This window comes from Sphingomonas sp., assembly GCF_035910975.1.
Classification (GTDB): domain Bacteria; phylum Pseudomonadota; class Alphaproteobacteria; order Sphingomonadales; family Sphingomonadaceae; genus Sphingomonas.
On the sequence record NZ_JAMHWM010000005.1, the window covers coordinates 49918 to 68176 of the forward strand.

General features: G+C 64.6%; 13 protein-coding genes and 3 pseudogenes. 3 read left to right on the forward strand and 13 right to left on the reverse strand.

The features are described 5' to 3' along the window. Nucleotides 1-29: 29 nt before the first annotated feature. The 3 genes from VYI76_RS00280 to lhgO are packed head-to-tail and all read right to left on the reverse strand — an operon-like array spanning nucleotide 30 to nucleotide 3978. Nucleotides 30-1403 carry a serine hydrolase domain-containing protein gene (locus tag VYI76_RS00280; RefSeq protein WP_326522770.1) on the reverse strand — a complete coding sequence of 458 codons (1374 nt, stop codon included), beginning with the start codon at nucleotides 1401-1403 and terminating at the stop codon, nucleotides 30-32. 17 nt (nucleotides 1404-1420) lie between these two features. Beyond that, nucleotides 1421-2740: an MFS transporter gene (locus tag VYI76_RS00285; RefSeq protein ID WP_326522771.1), complete on the reverse strand. Its 1320-nt coding sequence runs from the start codon at nucleotides 2738-2740 to the stop codon at nucleotides 1421-1423. Then, nucleotides 2737-3978 (reverse strand): L-2-hydroxyglutarate oxidase, encoded by a 1242-nt coding sequence (gene lhgO, locus VYI76_RS00290; protein WP_326522772.1) that lies wholly within the window; start codon nucleotides 3976-3978, stop codon nucleotides 2737-2739. The genes VYI76_RS00285 and lhgO overlap by 4 nt, the downstream gene beginning before the upstream one ends. Before the next feature lie 123 nt (nucleotides 3979-4101). Here lhgO and VYI76_RS00295 point away from each other — a divergent pair, with 123 nt between their 5' ends. Continuing rightward, entirely contained in the window at nucleotides 4102-5004 is a 903-nt protein-coding gene (locus tag VYI76_RS00295; protein ID WP_326522773.1) for a LysR family transcriptional regulator, read from the forward strand. On the opposite strand, the gene VYI76_RS00300 is transcribed toward VYI76_RS00295, so the two are convergent. The 8 genes and pseudogenes from VYI76_RS00300 to VYI76_RS00335 form a co-directional block, all read right to left on the reverse strand. Next, on the reverse strand, nucleotides 4908-5633 hold the full coding sequence (locus VYI76_RS00300; protein WP_326522774.1) for an SGNH/GDSL hydrolase family protein: 726 nt from the start codon (nucleotides 5631-5633) through the stop codon (nucleotides 4908-4910). The two genes, VYI76_RS00295 and VYI76_RS00300, sit on opposite strands and share 97 nt — an antisense overlap. Nucleotides 5634-5693: 60 nt before the next feature. Beyond that, nucleotides 5694-6260: a hypothetical protein gene (locus VYI76_RS00305; RefSeq protein WP_326522775.1), complete on the reverse strand. Its 567-nt coding sequence runs from the start codon at nucleotides 6258-6260 to the stop codon at nucleotides 5694-5696. A 158-nt stretch (nucleotides 6261-6418) separates the two neighbouring features. Next, nucleotides 6419-7264 carry a dienelactone hydrolase family protein gene (locus VYI76_RS00310; RefSeq protein ID WP_326522776.1) on the reverse strand — a complete coding sequence of 282 codons (846 nt, stop codon included), beginning with the start codon at nucleotides 7262-7264 and terminating at the stop codon, nucleotides 6419-6421. A gap of 112 nt (nucleotides 7265-7376) precedes the next feature. Next, the gene (locus tag VYI76_RS00315) at nucleotides 7377-10412 is read right to left on the reverse strand and encodes a TonB-dependent receptor plug domain-containing protein (protein ID WP_326522777.1); all 3036 of its coding nucleotides are present in this window, start codon (nucleotides 10410-10412) and stop codon (nucleotides 7377-7379) included. Between the two features lie 236 nt (nucleotides 10413-10648). Further along, nucleotides 10649-11512 (reverse strand): annotated as a pseudogene (locus VYI76_RS00320) (IS3 family transposase); the annotation flags it as partial. 49 nt (nucleotides 11513-11561) lie between these two features. Continuing rightward, nucleotides 11562-11672: pseudogene (locus VYI76_RS00325) on the reverse strand (IS481 family transposase); the annotation flags it as partial. An 88-nt stretch (nucleotides 11673-11760) separates the two neighbouring features. After that, nucleotides 11761-13686: an AAA family ATPase gene (locus VYI76_RS00330; RefSeq protein ID WP_326522778.1), complete on the reverse strand. Its 1926-nt coding sequence runs from the start codon at nucleotides 13684-13686 to the stop codon at nucleotides 11761-11763. A 289-nt stretch (nucleotides 13687-13975) separates the two neighbouring features. Then, the gene (locus tag VYI76_RS00335; RefSeq protein WP_326522779.1) at nucleotides 13976-14431 is read right to left on the reverse strand and encodes a MarR family winged helix-turn-helix transcriptional regulator; all 456 of its coding nucleotides are present in this window, start codon (nucleotides 14429-14431) and stop codon (nucleotides 13976-13978) included. A gap of 138 nt (nucleotides 14432-14569) precedes the next feature. On the opposite strand from VYI76_RS00335, the gene purU reads away from it, so the two are divergent. Further along, complete coding sequence (gene purU, locus VYI76_RS00340) at nucleotides 14570-15415, forward strand: formyltetrahydrofolate deformylase (protein ID WP_326522780.1); 846 nt, start codon at nucleotides 14570-14572, stop codon at nucleotides 15413-15415. Between the two features lie 70 nt (nucleotides 15416-15485). Further along, nucleotides 15486-16242 (forward strand): annotated as a pseudogene (locus VYI76_RS00345) (IS5 family transposase). A 13-nt stretch (nucleotides 16243-16255) separates the two neighbouring features. Here VYI76_RS00345 and VYI76_RS00350 read toward each other — a convergent pair. Then, the gene (locus tag VYI76_RS00350; RefSeq protein WP_326522781.1) at nucleotides 16256-17038 is read right to left on the reverse strand and encodes an SDR family NAD(P)-dependent oxidoreductase; all 783 of its coding nucleotides are present in this window, start codon (nucleotides 17036-17038) and stop codon (nucleotides 16256-16258) included. Nucleotides 17039-17052: 14 nt separating this feature from the next. Then, nucleotides 17053-18222, reverse strand: coding sequence for an acetyl-CoA C-acetyltransferase (locus VYI76_RS00355; RefSeq protein ID WP_326522782.1), 1170 nt, complete (start codon nucleotides 18220-18222; stop codon nucleotides 17053-17055). Between the last annotated feature and the right edge of the window lie 37 nt (nucleotides 18223-18259).

Genomic DNA, 18259 nt, shown 5'->3' on the forward strand with positions numbered 1-18259 from the left:
CAGATCAGTTTGGAGGAAGGTGGGGCGACTTACGAACCGGGGGCGTCCCCGATCCGGACGAACGTCGCGAAGCTCTTGCGGACATGCTGCAACGTAAATTTTCGATATCCGTCGCTGAACGTCAGCGTCGCGCCCAGCGCGCGCAGTGACCCGTCCGATGACGGCGAGAAGGTTATGGATTTCAAATTCGTGTTGAGGCCACTGTCGGCGATGGTCGCGACAATGCGGGTGCCGACCCTGGTGACATCGTAGGCTACGCCGAGCTCGTCGGATCTGAACCGGCCGATCCGGTAGGGGGCGTCCGGTATGAAGATGTCGCCCTGGACGATCCTTATTACCGCGTCGGTCTTCGTGACAGGATCGCCGTCGCTGCGATTGCAGAACACCATGACGCTGAAACGCCGTTCCGGCATGCGTGCATATAGATTGACGAAAGTGTCGGACGTGCCGCCATGCTGAACGAAGAACTGGCCGCGCCGCTTGCCGATCGCCAGTCCGCCACCATAGGACATGCCGCCCGGGCTGCTCGTCAGCGTCTCGCCGCTGGAGTATCTGGCCGTGTCGAGCATGATCTTGCTGACGGCTGGGGTCCAGACCTTGTGGCCGAGTTCGATGTCCTGTTCGTACTTGGCGAAGTCGTTCATCGTGGTGATCAGCCCGCCCGATCCGCTGATCACCGGAAAGTTGTTCAGCACGGTGAATTTTTCACCGTCGACCTCATAGCCGTTGGCGAGGTTGGGGATTTCCTGGGCCCCGTTCAGGAAGAAGCTGTGGGTCATCCCAAGCTTCTTGAAGATATGGTCGCGCGTATAGTCGACGAAGCTTTGGCCCGTGACGCGCTCGACAACCTCCGCCATCAGCAGATAGCCGCCGTTCGAATAGGCGTAATCGGTTCCCGGCGTGAAATTGGTGGCGCGCTGCCGGGTTAACAGGCCAAGGGCTTCCTCCTTGGTGATACGCGAGAAATCGGACAGCCCCGCCCAGCGCGCGATGATCAGCCAATCCTTGATGCCCGACGAATGATGCATCATCATGCCGAGCGTCACCGGCACCTCATAGGCCGGCATCTCCGGGATATATTTGCGGACGTCGTCGTCGAGCGAGATCCGCCCCGCCGCGACGAGCTGGGCGATCGCCAGCGCGGTGAACTGTTTCGACATCGACCCGGCGTAGATGCGACTGTCGCCGTCGAGCTGCCGACCGGTCGCGATGTCCGCCAGCCCTTCCGACACCATGAACAGCGGCTTGCCGTCCCGGAATCCTCCGGCGAGGCATCCGGGCCCCTTGTCGGAGCCTGGACTCCTGATCGCAGCCCGCACGCGATCGATCTCGGCGGACTGGGCCTGCGATGCGGCCGGGATGGCCGCTGCCATCGCCGCGCCGATCAATAGCGTTATCCTCATGGCTCCTGCTCCCTTGCTCAGTTTCTGGCGCGGCTGAACCGAGCCCCCTGGTCGGCGAGTGCGGCGGCGACGACGATGAAGGCCGACACCGCGAGAATGGCGACGACACCGGTGGTCGAATGATCGGGCGAACGCGCGACCATGGTCAACGCCCATAGCGGCGCCAGGCCGCCGGCGATCGCGGTGCCTATCTCGCGCCCGGTGCCGACGCCCGTCGAGCGGGATTCGACCGAAAACTGGCGGCTGAGGAAAGAGCCTTGCGGCGCGAACATCATCGGCGCGATCAGTCCGGTGCCGATCACGATCGCGAGATAAACCGATGTCGCCTGACCGGTGCCGAGCAGCGCCATGAACGGATAGGCGAATGTCGCCGCGACGATGCCGCCGGTCGCGAGCACCGCCTTGCTGCTGAAGCGGTCGCACAGCCAGCCGAACACCGGCACCGCGACGATCGCGACCAGGCTGGCCAGCGTGACGGCGAACGCCGTGGTGCTCGCCGGCACGCCCTTGAACTGCGTCAGATAGGCCAGCGAGAAGGTCTTGAAGATATAGCTGATCGCGTTGTAGCCGATCGCGACCAGGAAGACGACGAACAGACCCTTCATATTGGTCGACAGCAGCGTCCGGAACGGCGTCTTGGGCGCATGCGCCACATCGATCGCGTGATATTGCGGCGTCTCCGGCAGGCTCCGCCGCACCCACAGGCCGAGAAACACGAGCGCGAAGCTGAGGATGAACGGGATACGCCAGCCGCCGGCCAGCAGGAACTCGTCGCCTCCCAGCGTCAGCAGATAGACGGTGAGCGACGACAGCAGCAGGCCGAGGTTGAGCCCGAGCGCCGGCCAGGCGCCCTGGCGGCCCCGGCGATCGCTAGCGGCATGTTCATAGGCCGTCACCGCGGCCCCGGCCAGCTCGGCGCCGGCACCCAGCCCCTGCACGATGCGGAAGGCGACGAGCAGCACCGGCGCCCAGATCCCGATCGTCGCATAGCTGGGGATCAGGCCGATCGCCGCGGTGCAGATGCCCATCAGGCTGAACGTCCAGACGAGCATCCTGCGCCGACCGAACCGGTCGCCGACATAGCCGAAGAATATCCCGCCGAGCGGCCGCGCCACGAACCCGATCGCGAAGGTCGCGAAGGCGGCCAGCGTCGCGCTTTCGGGATCCGAATTGTCGAAGAAGATGCGGCCGAAGACGATCGATGCCATGGTGGCGTAGAGGTAGAAATCATACCATTCGAGCATCGATCCGACGATCGTCGCGGCCGCAACCTTGCGGGTGCGGGTGCGGGCCTGCTCCGCAGTTTCCAGGGCCGGGACAGCAGCGGGAGGCGTCATGCCGCTTCCCCCCGCTGGAGAAACGTGGCGCCGCCGACATCCAGGATTTCGCGCGCGATATGCTCGGCGATCGCCATCGACGATGTGGCGCCGGGCGACGGGGCGTTGCGCAGATGGGTGACGCGGCCCCGGCGCTGGATGACGAAGTCATCCACGAGCTTGCCGTCAGCGGTCATCGCCTGGGCGCGGATTCCGCGGACCGCGGGCGATACGGGCACGTTCCTGAGCGAGGGAACATATTTCGCGGCATCCCGGACGAAGGCATTGGCGGATATTACCGTCCGCAGCTCGCGAAGGGTGGCCGGGATATTTCGCGATGCGAAACGCCAGAATGCGGGATAGAGCAGGAAATCTCTTACGTCGCGGATGCTGACGTCACGCCCGGAGTAGTTTTCGCGGCCAAGCGAGATGAAAGCGTTGGGGCCGATCGTCATCTCGCCGTCGATCCGCTTGGTGAAATGCACGCCCAGGAACGGAAATTTCGGATCGGGGACAGGATAGATCAGTCCGCGCACATGACCGCGAAAAGCGGAGTCGACGACATAATATTGGCCGAAGAAGGGAACGATCCTGGGCTCGGCCGTTTGCCCGCTGCGGCTGGCAAGGCGGTCGGATTGCAGGCCGGCACAGGCGACGACCTGATCGAACCGGGCGTCGGGCAGCGGGCCATCCGCGCCCTCCAGGACCACGCCGTCGGCGCTTTCGATGAGGCGCGCGACCGTCACGCCCAGGCGGATTTCGCCGCCCGCCGCCGCGATCTCGCGGGCGAACTCCTCCGCGACCCTGCGATAGCTGACGATCGCGGTCTGCGGCGAATGCAGCGCCCGCAGCCCGCGACAATGCGGCTCGATCTCGCGGATTTCGTCGGCGCCGATTAAGCGGATACCCGGAACCCCGTTCGCCCGCGCCCTGGCGAAAATGGCCTCCAGCCGCGGCAATTCGTCCTCGGTGAGCGCGACCACCAGCTTGCCGCATTCGTCGTAGGGCAGCCCCCGGTCGATGCAATATTCCCGGAGCAGTTCGCGGCCCCGCGCGCAGAACCGGGCCTTCAGGCTGCCGGGCTCGTAATAGAGCCCGGCGTGGACGACGCCGGAATTGTGACTCGACTGGTGCAGCGCGACTTCGGCCTCCTTCTCGAAGACCGTGACCGACAGATTGGGGTGGTTGGCGAGCAGTTGCCGGGCGATCGCCAGCCCGTTGATCCCGCCTCCGACGATCGCAACACGTCCCGCTATCATCAACCCCTCCGGTCACGCGGGACATTCACCGGCGCCATTGCACCATGAAAGACAGAGGACGCAGTTGCGTAAAAGAGAAATATTCTCTACCATAATGTTCGATTTTATCGAACAGAATGTAACGTGACACTGAAGCAACTCGAAGCTTTTTACTGGGCCGCCACCTGCGCAAGCTTCGCGACGGCCGCCCAACGGTTGAACCTGTCGATATCGTCGCTGTCGAAACGGATCGCAGAGCTGGAGGCCTCCCTTGGCGTGCCGCTGTTCGATCGGTCGGGCCATAAGGCAACACTCTCTGCCGCAGGTCATAATATCTTGGATAAGTCGCTGGGAATACTCGATCTCGCGGCGGATTTGCGATCCTCGGCAACGGGTGACAAATCACTGCTCGCCGGGCACTGTGCCTTGGGTGTCGGTGAACTCGCCGCGATGAGCTGGCTCCCCCGACTGGTCGCCACGGCGCGGCTTCGCCATCCGAGACTGCTTATGGAAACGAGCATCGATGTCGGGGCGAGGCTGGAGGAACGGCTGGACCAGGGCGAACTCGATTTCATCGTCGTCGCCGGCCGCTCGTCCCGAGCGACCATCCTTTCGCAGCCGATCGTCGAAGCGCAATTCCTGTGGATGGCGGCCCCGTCGCTTGCCAATGAAGGAAGCTCGTGCAGCGCCTTGCTCGATCGCGGTATCCCGCTTGTCGCGTTGCCGGCACAGGCCGGCACGACCCGGCTGATCGATGACTGGCTGATGGCGCATCACATCACCCGCGCCGAACGGCTGACCTGCAACAACTGGGGCGCGATCGTGGGAATGTTGACGCTGGCAGTGGGCGTCGGCATCGTACCGGCCGGCTGGGCCGACCGCTTGGAACAGAAGGGGCAGTTGCGCCGGCTGGAAACCGAAAGCCTGCTGTCGCCCTTTGCCTATTCGTTTCAATGGCGCCGGGGCGATACCCGGCCTCTGGTTGACGAGATGTGTGCGTTGGTCGGCGAAGTCGCGGATTTCTCGCAGCCGGTCATATTCGCTTGATACGTGTGGCGCGGCGCATCACGAAACAGCCCGAGATCGATCGCGTTCGCCATCGCGATCTTGCCGTCTGCATTTGGATGCAGACTGTCGCCGGTGTTGTATCGAGCGGCGATCTGTGATGGGTCGGCGGGGTCCGCGACAACCCTGTCAAATTCGATCACAGCGTCGAACGCTCCGCTCGTTCGAATCCAGTTATTGACCGCAAGGCGTACCTCTTCGCGCTCGGCAGTATGACGTGACGAGTTCTTCCATGGCAAAATGGGAGAGATGAATATCTTCAGATGATGTTCGCGCGCGCGCGCGACGATCTGCCGATATCCCGCGATCAGATCTTCAGCTCCGATGGGATTGTCCGGACCGATCCCGGCCAAGTCATTGACCCCTTCGAGCAACAGGACATGACTGACGCCTGGCACGGCCAGCACGTCGCGGTCGAAACGTTCGAGCGCACTCGGGCCCCTGCCGCGGTTCAACAGGCGATTACCGCCAATCGCCTGCGTGACCACGACATGCGGCATCGCCGCCTGTGCGAAGCGGCGCCCAAGCACGTCACCCCAGCGGCATTGGACGGGAGCATCCTCAGCGCACGAACTGGCATCCGTGATCGAGTCCCCGTAAGCGACCACCACCGGTCGCGCTTGCCTGCCATGAACATCAATGCCGGCGATCAGTGGTCGAAAAGCAAAGCTTCAGACCGCGTCGAACCGCATCGCGCTATGGTCGCCGGGTGGCGACACTGCGGTCGGTGATCCGCCGGCCGCGTGGACGGTGGTCAATGTCGTGCGGTCGGGCAGGTACAGCGCTACTTCCACCAGCTCGAATGCGGATACCGGCAGCGCGACGGGGTCGCTGACGAGCGGCGCCCGCGCTTCGATCCGCGCCGTCACGGCTCCGCCAAAAGTCACATGCGCTACTTGACCATTGGCACGTCTAATGGTGGCCGCCCCGATCCGCACAGCCACAGCGCTATGATCATTGCCGAGTCTCAGGCGCAATCGCTCTCCTCCGGCGCCAATCCGCACCAGCGACCGGATGGTCACGCCCTCGACCGTCTGGACCTGATCATTCGTCCCTTGCCAGAGACTCGCAGTCCAGGCGCGCGTCCAGCCGTGACCCTGCGCCCGGGCCGGGCCGGTGGCGACAAGTGCGAAAGCTATTCCTGCGACACGCAGCATCCGCATCTGAGCGTTCCTTTTTTTGACATCATGCGGCATCCGATCGTCCATCTGCGGCGAAGCGGTCGATCCGTTCGTCATCCTCACGACCATCGGAGCTGGCGCGAGCGCCCCCAAATGGCGCGCTCCGTGACCGATCGGCATTCAGGGTATTTCCGCCTGCGAATGGCGGCTCCGCGCGCTTCTGGTCACGCAAAGCCGCCATCTTCGGCTGCGTCTGGCCTCAATGTCGATCGGCCCTAGTTCTTGAGCGCCGTCGAAAATAAGGTGATGACCTCGCTGCGTGTCGCGGCATCCGCTTTGGCATTGGCCGGGACCGATCGGATCGCGCCGGCGAGCGATGCGTAATTGTGGCCTGCTCCCTCAAAAGTGCGCAATTCGATATCACTTCCCGAGGCCTTGCCATTCGCCGCGAGAGTCGCGCAGTCCTTGACCGACAACACCTTGTCGGCATCCCCCATGAAAATGCGAACCGGGCCGGGGCCACTGGCCTTGTATTGCGTTCCGACCAGACGGCTGCAGCTCGGGTATACCGCCACGCCCGCCGCGAAACCGGATCCGCCAGCCGCAGACCGATTGTCACGCATCGCGGCCAGGACCGCGCTTCCGCCCAGTTGCCAGCCAATCAGCCCGACGCGGCCTGACGCAACATCGTTGCGCGACTGAAGATAGCGGAGAGCCCCAAATGAATGCAACGGGCGCGCATCAACCGGATCTGACGCGGGCGGCCGGTCTGCCGCCGCAACTCCGGCAAGTCCCGCCGGGTATCCCACCGGGCCGTAATCATCGACCATCAGAACGACGAAGCCGTTCTTCAACAGCAGGTCGATCCAGTTCTTGTACTGGAGCGAGAGCGTCGTGGCATCGTACTTTCCTTTCGCCTCCGGCGAATAGGCGCCTCCTATCCCGTGCATTATGACCACGGCAGGCATCGCCGCGCCAATCTTGCCGGGCTTGAACAGATAGCCGCGCAGCTGGGTTGTCTGATCCGCGCTCAGGAAGGCGACCGCTTCCGCTTTGGGCTTCTGGGCGACGACGGGGGCAACTGCGGCACCCGTCACGACGGCGGCAACCGCAATCAGCATTGATGGACGCATGATGTTATCCCTTCGACGAAAGGTTACTCCGGCAATGCCCCCGCGCGGCGTTGCGCGGTCGTACCAAGGGGCGGGCCCGCGCAGGGGCCCGCCCGGGCGATCACTTGGTGTGGAACCGCACGCCGAACCGGAACGACCGTCCGCGAACGTCCGAATAGACCGGATTGGCACCATAGCCCCCTGCCGGAACCAGCATCGGCCAGCGATCGAACAAATTGGTTACGTTCAGGAACATCTCCGTTCGCGAGCGCCCCATCTTAAACTTCTTCGTGACGTTCAGATCGGTGTAGAAAATCCCGGACACGCGATTGTTGTCATAGGTGGGTGCATTCGTCGTCGAGAGAGGACAATTGGTCTGGCACTCGATCGCCGTCTCCCTGAAAACGCCCGCACTCACGCCGCGCGCTACGAGCGATACCGAAAGATCCGGATTGTCATACGTCGCGCTGGCACGGAATCGCCATGTCGGCGTGCCGGCCCGGCTGCCATTCACCCCGACCGTATTCCGGTCAAGCGCTTCGGGAATGCCGCTAATGACCAGATTCTGGATATAGCGTGTCGCAAATCCGCGCAGCGTGAGGTTTCCGCGTCCATTATCGAACACATCCCGCAGCCGCAGGCGATACAGCAGCTCGAAATCGATGCCGCGCAGGTCCTGCATCTCGGCATTGAACGGCCGGAGCAGGATTTGGTAATAAGGAACGCCCGGGCTCGAACGTGAAGGATCAACCGTGATGGATTGGCAGATATCCTGATTGCCGAGATGGCAAAGGTCCACCATGCTCTGCGGACCCAGGCTGCTGATCCTGCCCTGCAGATTGATCCGGTAATAGTCGATCGAGCCCTGCACGCCCGGCAGGAAGCGCGGCTGAAACACTGCGCCGACGTTCCACTGATCGGCCGTTTCCACAACCAGGTTTGGGTTGCCGACAGTGAGCTGCGAATAGCCGATCCTCGCCGGGCCGTTTGCGCCATCGGGGGTGTAGGCCGGGTTCGCAACCGTATCGCTTCCGGCCGTACCCTCCTGATAGAGTTCGTTGAGATTAGGCGCACGGATGTCGCGCGAGCGGGTCACGCGAACGCGGAAGTCGGGGATCGGCTGCCAGGTCCCCCCCGCCTTCCATGTCGTGACATAGCCGGCGGACGAATAATCGGTGGCCCGGACCGCGCCATTCACCTCCAAACCGGACAAAAGCGGAACGACGGTTTCGAAATACCCTTCCTTGACGTTGTATCGCCCCGTCGTCGGCTGGTAATTGCCCACCGACCAAGCATTGGTCGTTCCGGTTGCGGTGACGACCGGCTGGAACTCCGCCGGCACGAAGCCTGAAATCTGCTCCTCACGCCATTCACCGCCGATCGCAATGCTCACGTCGCCCGCCCAGGTGCGAAACGGGGTCAGCGACAGATTGGCCGAGGCGGCCTTCTGCTCAAGCACCTCGAGCCGGTACGGATTACCCAGCACATAGCCGACAACCGCGTCCAGGTTACTGTTAACGCCGGTTCCGAGTATGTTGAAAGGGACACAACTGGGATCGTCATTGGTCAGATTGGTATCGACATTGACCTGGCACTGGATCGAACCGACCGCATACCCGCCGGGGTTGCCGGCTCGGGCGAACGCGGCAGTCCTCGCTCGCGATATACGCGAATTGTGCATGATGTTGATGAGCTGCGATCGGACGTCTGAACGGCCGTATTGCGCCGAGATATCCCATTGCGCAGGCTTGCCGAACGCCTCGAAACGCCCCTCCGCCCCAATCAGATAGCGCTGAACCTCGCGCTCGTTTTTCATCTGCCGGAGGGGCAAGTCACCCTGGGTCGAACCCACGTTGATGCTGGTGACGCCGTTGAGCAGCTCCCGGCCGAAGGCGTTGTATGCGAAAGCGTTGCAGGTGACGGGTGCCGTTTCCCGCGTCACCGCCGCACCACAGCCAGTGACGTTGATCGTGATATTGTTGATCTGCTGTGGCGCGGATACGTAATGCCCCTTGTAAACATTGTAGGACGCTTCAGCGAAGAGAGTGAAATCGTTGGCGACCTCAAAGCTGACGCGGCCGAACGCTCCATAGCGATCATCGTCCGGCGACAGGCCGCGTCGACGCCAGTTGTCGGCCAGTTGCCAGTCGCCTCCCTGCGTGAACTGCGGCACGGGAGTACCGCTCACGGCCGGGAACGTCAGATCGCCATAATTGTAGCGAAGCAGTTCGCCGCCAGGCCCGAAGTAAATGCCACGGAGCTTGTTCGTTCCTCCACCTGTGGACGAACCCACCAGGCTGCCTGGCAGCAATTGCGTCGCGCCAACCTGGCGCCGGACAAGAAATTGCGGCGTCGTACTGGTCGCGGTCCAGTTTGGATCCTGGATCGCGGCATAGCCCAGCTGGTTCCACTTGCGGGTAATCTCGAATATGCCGTCATTGTGCCTGAAATCGGCATCAACCATGACGTGCCCCCGCCCCCCGGCGAAGGATGTGCCCGCGGTGAAGCTTCCTGAATAATTGAAACCGTCTCCATAGGTAGTGATACCGGTATCGGCGGTAATTTTCACACCGGTATATTTCTTGTTCATGATGAAATTGACGACACCGGCCACCGCGTCCGAGCCATAAGCCGCCGACGCGCCCCCGGTGACTGTTTCGACACGCCTGACCAAACCTTGAGGGATGGTGTTGATGTCGGTAAACCCTGATACCGTGGAACTGACCGTGCGGCGACCGTCAAGCAGCACCAGCGTGCGGCCGGGACCAAGATTTCGGAGATTGAGCGCATAAACGCCCGCGGTACCGCTCGAAAAGTCGATCAGCGCGCTGTCCGGGGTAAAGGAGCCCGCGATAACCGGCATCTGATCCATCAGGTTGGCGATGTTGTTTGTCGGTGATGTATTCTGAATTTCCTCTTCCGACAGCACCGTGACCGGCGTCGGCGACTGAAATCCATCGCGCACGATGCGACTGCCGGTGACGACGACGTCTCGAGTTTCAGCCGCGCCCTCTTGCGAAGCCTGAGCCCCGCTCGTCGGACTCTGCGGTGACGGCAACGCATCCTGAGCAGCTGCCGGAGCGCAGAAGGAGAGCGCGATAGCGGAAAGCGCAGTGCTCGACGCCAGGAGATGGCGAACCGTGGCGAAATCCCGCATAATTATCTTCCCCCCTTTATAAGAAATACAGTATCACACTGTATTAATTGATATTTTCTGGTTTTTGTCGTTCCGACGCCGGCCCCTCCTAACGCCCCTCGTCGCGCGCTGAACGGGTCGCGGCAGATGCCTAGCTTTCGTCGGATTGGTAATGATTCACCCACGCAGCGCCAGCACCGGCGATTTCGCCAGGCGAAACTTCAAGGTGCGTGCACTAGCCGATGTTGAGGGCGACACGAGCGCCATGGACCTCGCCGACGGATCGCCTCGGCCTTGTAAAGGCCATTGATCGCCTCTGCCAAAGCGTTGTCGTAACTGTCGCCGACGCTTCCGACAGATGGCTCTATCCCGGCTTCGGCGAGGCATTGGGAGTATCTGATCGAGACTTACTGGCTGCCGCGGGATGAGACCGCCGCTGCGCGCCGGTCGGCGATCACGGAGCGCCTGTTCCAAAGCATCGAGCACGAAGCTGGCGTGAGCAGTGCGCGATGCGCGCCAGCCGACGATCCGGCAGGCGAACGTGTCGATGACGAGCGTGACATAGACGAACCCCGCCCATGTGGCGGCGTAGGTGAAGTCCGGGATCCAGAGCATGTTGGACACTGGCGCGCGGACCTGCCTGTTCACCCGATCGAGTGGGCATGGCGCCGACCGATCGTCGTACCCCCGGATCACGCCCGCCAGCCCTCCGCAGCCGTTCCAACGATGTTGCGCATCGCCGGAACCTTCGGCTGCTCCGCCCATTGCACGCATCAATCGGGCAACGGTGCAGCGGGCAACGTCGAACCCCTCGCGCCGCAGTTGCCGCCATATCTTGCGCACGTCGTAGACGCAGAAGTTGGCCAGCCGCAGCTCGCGGTTCTCACGCTCCAGCGCTCTCAGCTGCGCGACAAAATCCGTCGGGACCCCAGCACGTCGGCCGCGCTGTCTAGCTCCGCCTTCTTGACCCACTCATGCAGCGTCTGCGCCGCACAGCCGATCTTCGCTGCGATCGACACCACTGCTCCCCAGCGTGAAACATGATCTTTCTCATGATCCAGAACCATCCGTACCGCGCGCTCGCGGACTTCCGGCGCATACTCGTTCGTCGTCTTGCTCATACAGACCCCGCCTTCTCAGGGGTTGGAGCCTCCGACAAACCCGGCGCAGGTCATTGATCCCCAGCCTACGGCTCAGCGTCGCGAGCGAAGCCTGCGATCGCTGTATTGCCGCCCGGACGGCGTGCGTGGTCGTGGCGCTCCCGTGACGTGCCTCGCCCATAGTGCCTCCTTCCATTCCAACGGAAGGAACACACCAGCAGACCGTGGGATCAAACCCCTGGGGCGCGGAGGTGAGAGACCCGTTCGCGTCAGAACCCGATTCTCCCGCCGCCGGCCCCTTTTGCAGCCGCCTCGCCCCGCAGCCGCTCGACGATCACGTCCGCGCCGTCTGCGGGCAGATGGCGAAGCTGGCGGGCGACCACCGCGAAGTCCCCCGGAGTGAGGTTGTCGATCTCCGCCAGCGCGGCTGGCGCGGGGCGGCCGAAAAACCGCGCGAAGGCTTGCGCCGCCCGCTTCCGGCCGAGCGGGCGCAGCGCCACCTTGAAGACGAAGCGGCGCAGTACCGCGGGGTCGAGGCGCGCGGCATGGTTGGTCGCGGCCAGCACCGGCAGGGGATGTAGATCGAGCCAGGTCAGCATCTCGTTGACCTGGCCAGTCTCCCAGTTGGCCCGTGCGGTCGTGCGATCGAACAGAAGTGAGTCCGCTTCGTCGAACAGCAGCACCGCGTCGCGTCGCCGCGCTTCAGCAAAGGCATCGGCGATCTGCGCCTCGGTCTCGCCTACCCATTTCGACAGCAGGTCGGACGCGCGCCGGACCATCAGCGGCCGATCGACCGCGCGAGCGAAATGATGCGCGAAGGCCGTCTTTCCGGTCCCCGGCGGCCCGGTGAGCAATACCGATGCATCCGCCGCTCCGCGCGCCATGCTGGCGAGGATCGCGTCGATCGGCAGGTCGGTTTCGAACAGGTCGAGGTCGAACGAATCCGACATCATGATCGGCATGTCGCCGCCGCGCAGCGCGCGCACCAGCGCGGTCGCCGCCACGGCGCCACCGTCGCCTTCGCCCGCCAGACGCCCGGCCCGCGCGGCGACGCGGAGGACCGTCGCGGCTTCCGGCGCGGCATCGAGCAGAGTGGAATAGCCCTGCCCCGGCACCACCCCTTCCTCACGCGCTATGCGCTCCAGCATCCCCGCCGCCACGCAGCGCGACGGCAGATCGAGCTTCACGATGAAACTCATCCGCCGCAGGATCGCCGCATCGACGTTGCCGATCGCGTTGGTCGTCCAGATCACGGGCACCGGGTTCGCTTCGATCAGCCGGTTGACGAACACCTTGCTTCCCTGGCGCCCCTGCATCCAGTCGCTGCCCGACGGCCGGGCATCGCCGATCAGGTCTTCCATTTCATCGAACAGCAGCACGTTGCCCTCGCGCCCGGCGAGCAGTCGCTGCGCGAGGCCCAGCGCCGTAACGCGTTCCCAACGGCCCGGCTCCTCGCCGTCCTCGTCGACTTCGCCGATGGCGTAGAGCGCCGCGCCGGCGGCCGCCGCCAGCGTGCGCGCGAACTCGGTCTTGCCGGTGCCCGGGGGGCCGTGGATCAGGATGTTGATCCCCGGCGCGCGCTCACCCAACGCGCCGCCAAGCAGACGGACAAGGAAATCGGCGGAGGCGACATGGGCGAAATCGTCGAGCGCCAGCGTCGCGATCTGGCACCGACCGACCAGCGCCTCCATCATCGCCGCCCCGGTTCCGGGCGCACGATCGAGCAGCCGTTCGAGCGTCCAGCGGATCGCGACCTCGATCTCGCCCTGGCGGTTTGTCGTGAAGTCGGCGAGTCCCAGCCGGACGACCGCGCTGCGCCGCACCCCGCGCGCGGCGTCGGACCCGGGCATCCCGGCCAGTTCGCCGAGCAGCGTCGGCAGATCATGGCCGTGGCGACCCGCGATTCGCGCCAGCGCATCCACGCGCGGCAGACGGTCGCACGCGATCATCAGCCGCAGCAGGGCGGCGTCGACGGGTGAAAGCCCAAGCAGCCCGGCGAGCGCGTCGGCAAGGTCGAGCACATGCGCGCGCGCGGCATCGCCACGCCGTTCGGCGACGCTCGCGAGCAACGCGACCCAGTCGAGATCATCCCGGCGTTCGGGTGCCAGCCAGCCGGCGTTCGCATGCGCCCATTCCAGCACGGCCTTCGCCAGCGGCGACGGCGCAGGCATGTCCGCCGCTATCCGGAGCAGCATGCTCCGGACGATTCCATATTCGTCCATGTCAGTCCCACGGGTCTGCGTGGCCGGCGCGGGATATCCCACGGCGGCGATGTCTTTCAGATCGTTCGAGGTGCGGCGGCCGCGGTTCCGGCCAGCCGCGGCGTCGTGGGACGACTTACGCGAAGGGCTGGAAACCGCTGGTCCGGGCACCGCGATTGGCGGCGAGGTCCAGCAATTCTTGTCTCCTTGACTCGCCCAGGGCCGGGTGAGCGGCGCGCCGGTTAGCAGTAACCCGTTACGGCTGCAACCATTTCGATCGAGATCAGGCGACGCCCGCGCCGTGGATGCGCGACAGCAACGCGATCAGCATCTGCACCTCGACCGCGGAGAAACGCCCCTTCAGCCAGCTTTCGTGATCGAGGATCGCGACGCGCGCGCGGGCCAGCGCGTCCTTTCCGGCATCGGTCAGCGTCAGCGTCTGGCGGCGTCGGTCGATGCGCGATGCGCCACGCACCAACAGCCCGCGCCCCTGCAGGCGGTTGACGATCGCCATCACCGTGGCACGGTCCATCTGGAGGGCGCGTCCGAGGTCGGCCTGCGCGATGTCCGGGTGGTCGTCGACAAGCCACAGCACCGAAACCTGCTTCTGCGTCAGGTCCAGGTCGCTGAACGTCTCGCTGAAATGGCGGTAGACGGCGCCGTGCGCCAAGCGGATGTGGAACCCGAGGATATCGCCGATCGCGCCGAGATCGTCAGGGCGGTGAAGCGTCTCGTTCATGCGCGGCGACTTCCCCTTGCTGAATGCCCGCTGGTACCGCAGATGGCAGGCGGCGCAACCCCGACGCAGATATCGTACGTTATACATACCAGTATCTGCGTCCTACGCTGCGCGCGCCGTTGAGTTGGGAGAGGTTTGATGGTCCGTCACGTGCTGACGCTTTCGTGCGACGACCGGCCGGGGCTGGTCGCGGCGGTCAGCCAGGCGCTGTTCGCCAGCGGCGGCAACATCGTCGAGGCGCAACAGTATAACGATGCGTCGAACGGGCGCTTCTTCATGCGGATCGTGTTCGATTCGGATACCGTCGTCGCCGCCCACACCACCGCGCTGGAACCGATCGCGCGGGCCAATGCCTTCGACTGGAGGATCACCTCGCCCGATGCGCCGCGCAAAGTGCTGCTGCTGGTCTCGAAGTTCGATCACTGCCTCGCCGACCTGCTCTACCGCTATCGCCTGGGCGAACTGCCGATGGAGGTGGCCGGCATCGTCGGCAACCATCCGCGATCGGTGCTGACGACGTCGCTGATCGACGATCTGCCGTACCACCACCTGCCGATCACGCGCGACACCAAGCCGCAGCAGGAGGCGCAGATCCGCGCGATCGTCGAGGAGACCGGCGCCGAACTGATCGTCCTCGCCCGCTATATGCAGATCCTGTCGGACGAGATGGCGGCCTATCTGTCGGGTCGCTGCATCAACATCCACCACAGCTTCCTGCCCGGTTTCAAGGGCGCGAAGCCCTACCACCAGGCGCATGATCGCGGGGTGAAGATGATCGGGGCGACCGCGCATTACGTAACCGGCGACCTCGATGAAGGCCCGATCATCGCGCAGGATGTCGAACCCGTCACCCACGCCGACACACCCGAGGATCTGGTTCGCAAGGGTCGCGATATCGAGCGGCGCGTGCTGGCGGCTGCGGTCGGCTATCACCTGGAGGATCGCGTACTGCTCAACGGCGCGCGCACCGTCGTCTTCCGTTAGGTGGTGTCTGCATTGAGCGGATTTTGTTTGACGTGAAATACTGATTCAAGGCTGGCGAGAGGAGCCGGGGTTGAACAAACCGACACTGGCGGACGAGCAATGGGATCGGATTGAGGGCCATCTACCCGGCCAAGTTGGCGCTTCCGGACGTAGCGGGGTGGATAGCAGGCGGTTCGTGGATGCGATCCTGTGGATGGCCGGCAATGCGGCGCGCTGGCGCGACTTGCCGGAGATGTTCGGCAAATGGACGGCCGTCCATGCCCTGTTCCGGCGCTGGTCGCACGCGGGCATATGGGAGCGGCTATTCAACAGCTTCGCTGATGCACCGGACTTTGAGTATGTCCTGATCGACAGCACGATCTCGAAGGTGCACGCTGACGCGAGCGGCGCAAAAGGGGGGCTAAAGCTGCCTCGATCAGTCCTTCGCGCGGCGGGTTGACGACCAAACCGCGCGCCGTCGTCGATGCGATCCGCCTGCCGATCCGCATCCATCCGACACCGGGCAATATGGCGACCGTCAGCAGGCCGAGGCACTGCTGGCGGACCTGAAAGGCGTCGATCACCTCATCGGCGATGCGGCTTACGACGCCGATCCGTTACGGGCCTTCATCGCCGACGAGCTTGGCGCCACCGCGCGCATCAAGGCCAATCCCAGCGGTACCGGAAAACCGCCGACCGACTGGCGCCTCTATAAGGAACGTCACCAGGTCGAATATTTCTTCAACAACCTCAAATACTTCCGGCGCATCGCACTACGCTGCGAGAAGACCTTCTCTGCCTTCATGGGCTTCCTCCACCTCGCGTGCGCCATGATATGCCTACGTTGAATGCAGACACCACCTAGCGCGGGGCCATCCGGATCGCGCCGTCCAGGCGGACGTCCTCGCCGTTCATGTACGGGTTCTCGATCATCGCCAGCGCGAGCCTGGCATATTCCGCCGGCTCGCCCATCCGCTTGGGGAAGGGGACGGAGGCGCCCAGCGCGTCCTTCACATTCTGCGGCATCCCCTGCATCAGCGGGGTGTTGAAGATACCGGGCAGGATCGTGTTGACGCGGATGCCCTCGCCCATCAGGTCGCGCGCGATCGGCAGCGTCATGCCGACGATGCCCCCCTTCGACGCCGAATAGGCGGCCTGGCCGATCTGGCCGTCCTCGGCCGCGACGCTGGCGGTCATCACGATCGCACCGCGTTCGCCGTCGGTGCCGGGATCGAGCGTCAGCATCCCCGCCGCCGACTTTGCGACACAGCGGAAGGTGCCAACTAGATTGATCTGGATCAGCCAGTCGAATGCGGCAGCGGGGAAATGCTTGATGCCGCCGTCTTCCCTCGATCGGCTGGCGGTCTTGAAGGCGTTGCCGGTGCCGGCGCAGCAGACCAGCACCGATTCCTGGCCGTGCGCGGCGCGTGCCGCCGCGAAGCCGGCGTCGACGCTGTCGTCGGAGGTGACGTTGACCTCGCAGAACACACCGCCGATCTCCGCCGCGAGCGCCGCGCCCTTTTCGGCCTGAAGGTCGAAGATCGCGACCTTCGCCCCGCGTGCGGCCAGTGCCCGCGCGGTCGCCGCCCCCAGGCCGGAGGCGCCGCCGGTGACGACGGCGGCGATGTTCGATGTGATATCCATGGTCCGTCGCCCCCCTACAGCCGCTCGATGATCGTCACATTGGCGATCCCGCCGCCCTCGCACATCGTCTGGAGGCCATAGCGCTTGCCGCGCGCGTGGAGCGCATGGACCAGCGTCGCCATCAGCTTGGTGCCCGACGCGCCGAGCGGGTGGCCGAGCGCGATCGCGCCGCCGTTGACGTTCAGCCGTTCGGGATCGGCGCCAGTGTGGCGCAACCAGGCGAGCGGGACGGGCGCGAACGCCTCGTTCACCTCGAACAGGTCGATATCGCCGATCGCCATGCCGGCGCGCTTCAGCGCGCGATCGGTCGCGAACAAGGGTTCCTCCAGCATCACCACCGGATCGCCCGCCGTCACCGTCAGATTGTGGATGCGGGCAAGCGGCGTCAGGTTATGCACCTTGAGCGCGGCCTCGGACACGACCAGCACACCGCTGGCGCCGTCGCAGATCTGGCTGGCGTTGGCGGCGGTGATCGTGCCGCCCTGCGCCAGCAGCTTGACCGCGCCGATCGATTCGAGCGTCGCATCGGCGCGGATGCCCTCATCGCGAGTGTGGAGTTCGCTGCCCTCAGGCATCTCGATCGCGAGCGGCACGATCTCGCGGTCGAAGTCGCCGCGTTCGGCCGCCGCCGCCGCACGCTGGTGGCTGGCCAGCGCGTAGCGATCGTGATCCTCGCGGGTGAAGCCGTATTTGCGGGCGATCATCTCCGCGCCCATGAACTGGCTGAACTGGACGCCGGGATAGCGTTCCTCCTGCCGGGGCGACTTGGGGCCGCCCAGTCCGGCCTGCGCGAACAGTGCGACCGTGGCGCCCATCGGCACGCGCGTCATCGATTCCACCCCGGCGGCGATCACCACGTCCTGCGTGCCCGACATCACCGCCTGCGCGGCGAACTGGATCGCTTGCTGCGACGATCCGCACTGCCGGTCGATCGTCACAGCCGGCACGCTTTCCGGCAGCTTCGACGCCAGCACCGCGCCGCGCCCGATCTGGAACCCCTGTTCGCCGCCCTGGCCGACGCAGCCCATCACCACATCGTCGATCGCCGCCGGATCGATCCCGCTGCGCTCCACGATCGCGTCGAGCACCGCGCCGGCCATGTCGGCGGGATGCCAGCCGGCCAGCCGCCCGCCGCGCCTTCCTCCGGCGGTGCGCACCGCCTCGACGATATAGGCTTCCGCCATTCACCCTCTCCCGATCGGTTGCGTAGGGCAACGGGTA

Excerpts from the sequence above, each read along its gene's own strand:
- VYI76_RS00315 (WP_326522777.1), bottom strand. The coding sequence starts at position 10,412 with ATGCGGGATTTCGCCACGGTTCGCCATCTCCTGGCGTCGAGCACTGCG.
- lhgO (WP_326522772.1), bottom strand. The coding sequence starts at position 3,978 with ATGATAGCGGGACGTGTTGCGATCGTCGGAGGCGGGATCAACGGGCTG.
- purU (WP_326522780.1), top strand. The coding sequence starts at position 14,570 with ATGGTCCGTCACGTGCTGACGCTTTCGTGCGACGACCGGCCGGGGCTG.
- VYI76_RS00355 (WP_326522782.1), bottom strand. The coding sequence starts at position 18,222 with ATGGCGGAAGCCTATATCGTCGAGGCGGTGCGCACCGCCGGAGGAAGG.
- VYI76_RS00330 (WP_326522778.1), bottom strand. The coding sequence starts at position 13,686 with ATGCTGCTCCGGATAGCGGCGGACATGCCTGCGCCGTCGCCGCTGGCG.
- VYI76_RS00305 (WP_326522775.1), bottom strand. The coding sequence starts at position 6,260 with ATGACGAACGGATCGACCGCTTCGCCGCAGATGGACGATCGGATGCCG.
- VYI76_RS00280 (WP_326522770.1), bottom strand. The coding sequence starts at position 1,403 with ATGAGGATAACGCTATTGATCGGCGCGGCGATGGCAGCGGCCATCCCG.
- VYI76_RS00310 (WP_326522776.1), bottom strand. The coding sequence starts at position 7,264 with ATGCTGATTGCGGTTGCCGCCGTCGTGACGGGTGCCGCAGTTGCCCCC.
- VYI76_RS00335 (WP_326522779.1), bottom strand. The coding sequence starts at position 14,431 with ATGAACGAGACGCTTCACCGCCCTGACGATCTCGGCGCGATCGGCGAT.
- VYI76_RS00350 (WP_326522781.1), bottom strand. The coding sequence starts at position 17,038 with ATGGATATCACATCGAACATCGCCGCCGTCGTCACCGGCGGCGCCTCC.
- VYI76_RS00285 (WP_326522771.1), bottom strand. The coding sequence starts at position 2,740 with ATGACGCCTCCCGCTGCTGTCCCGGCCCTGGAAACTGCGGAGCAGGCC.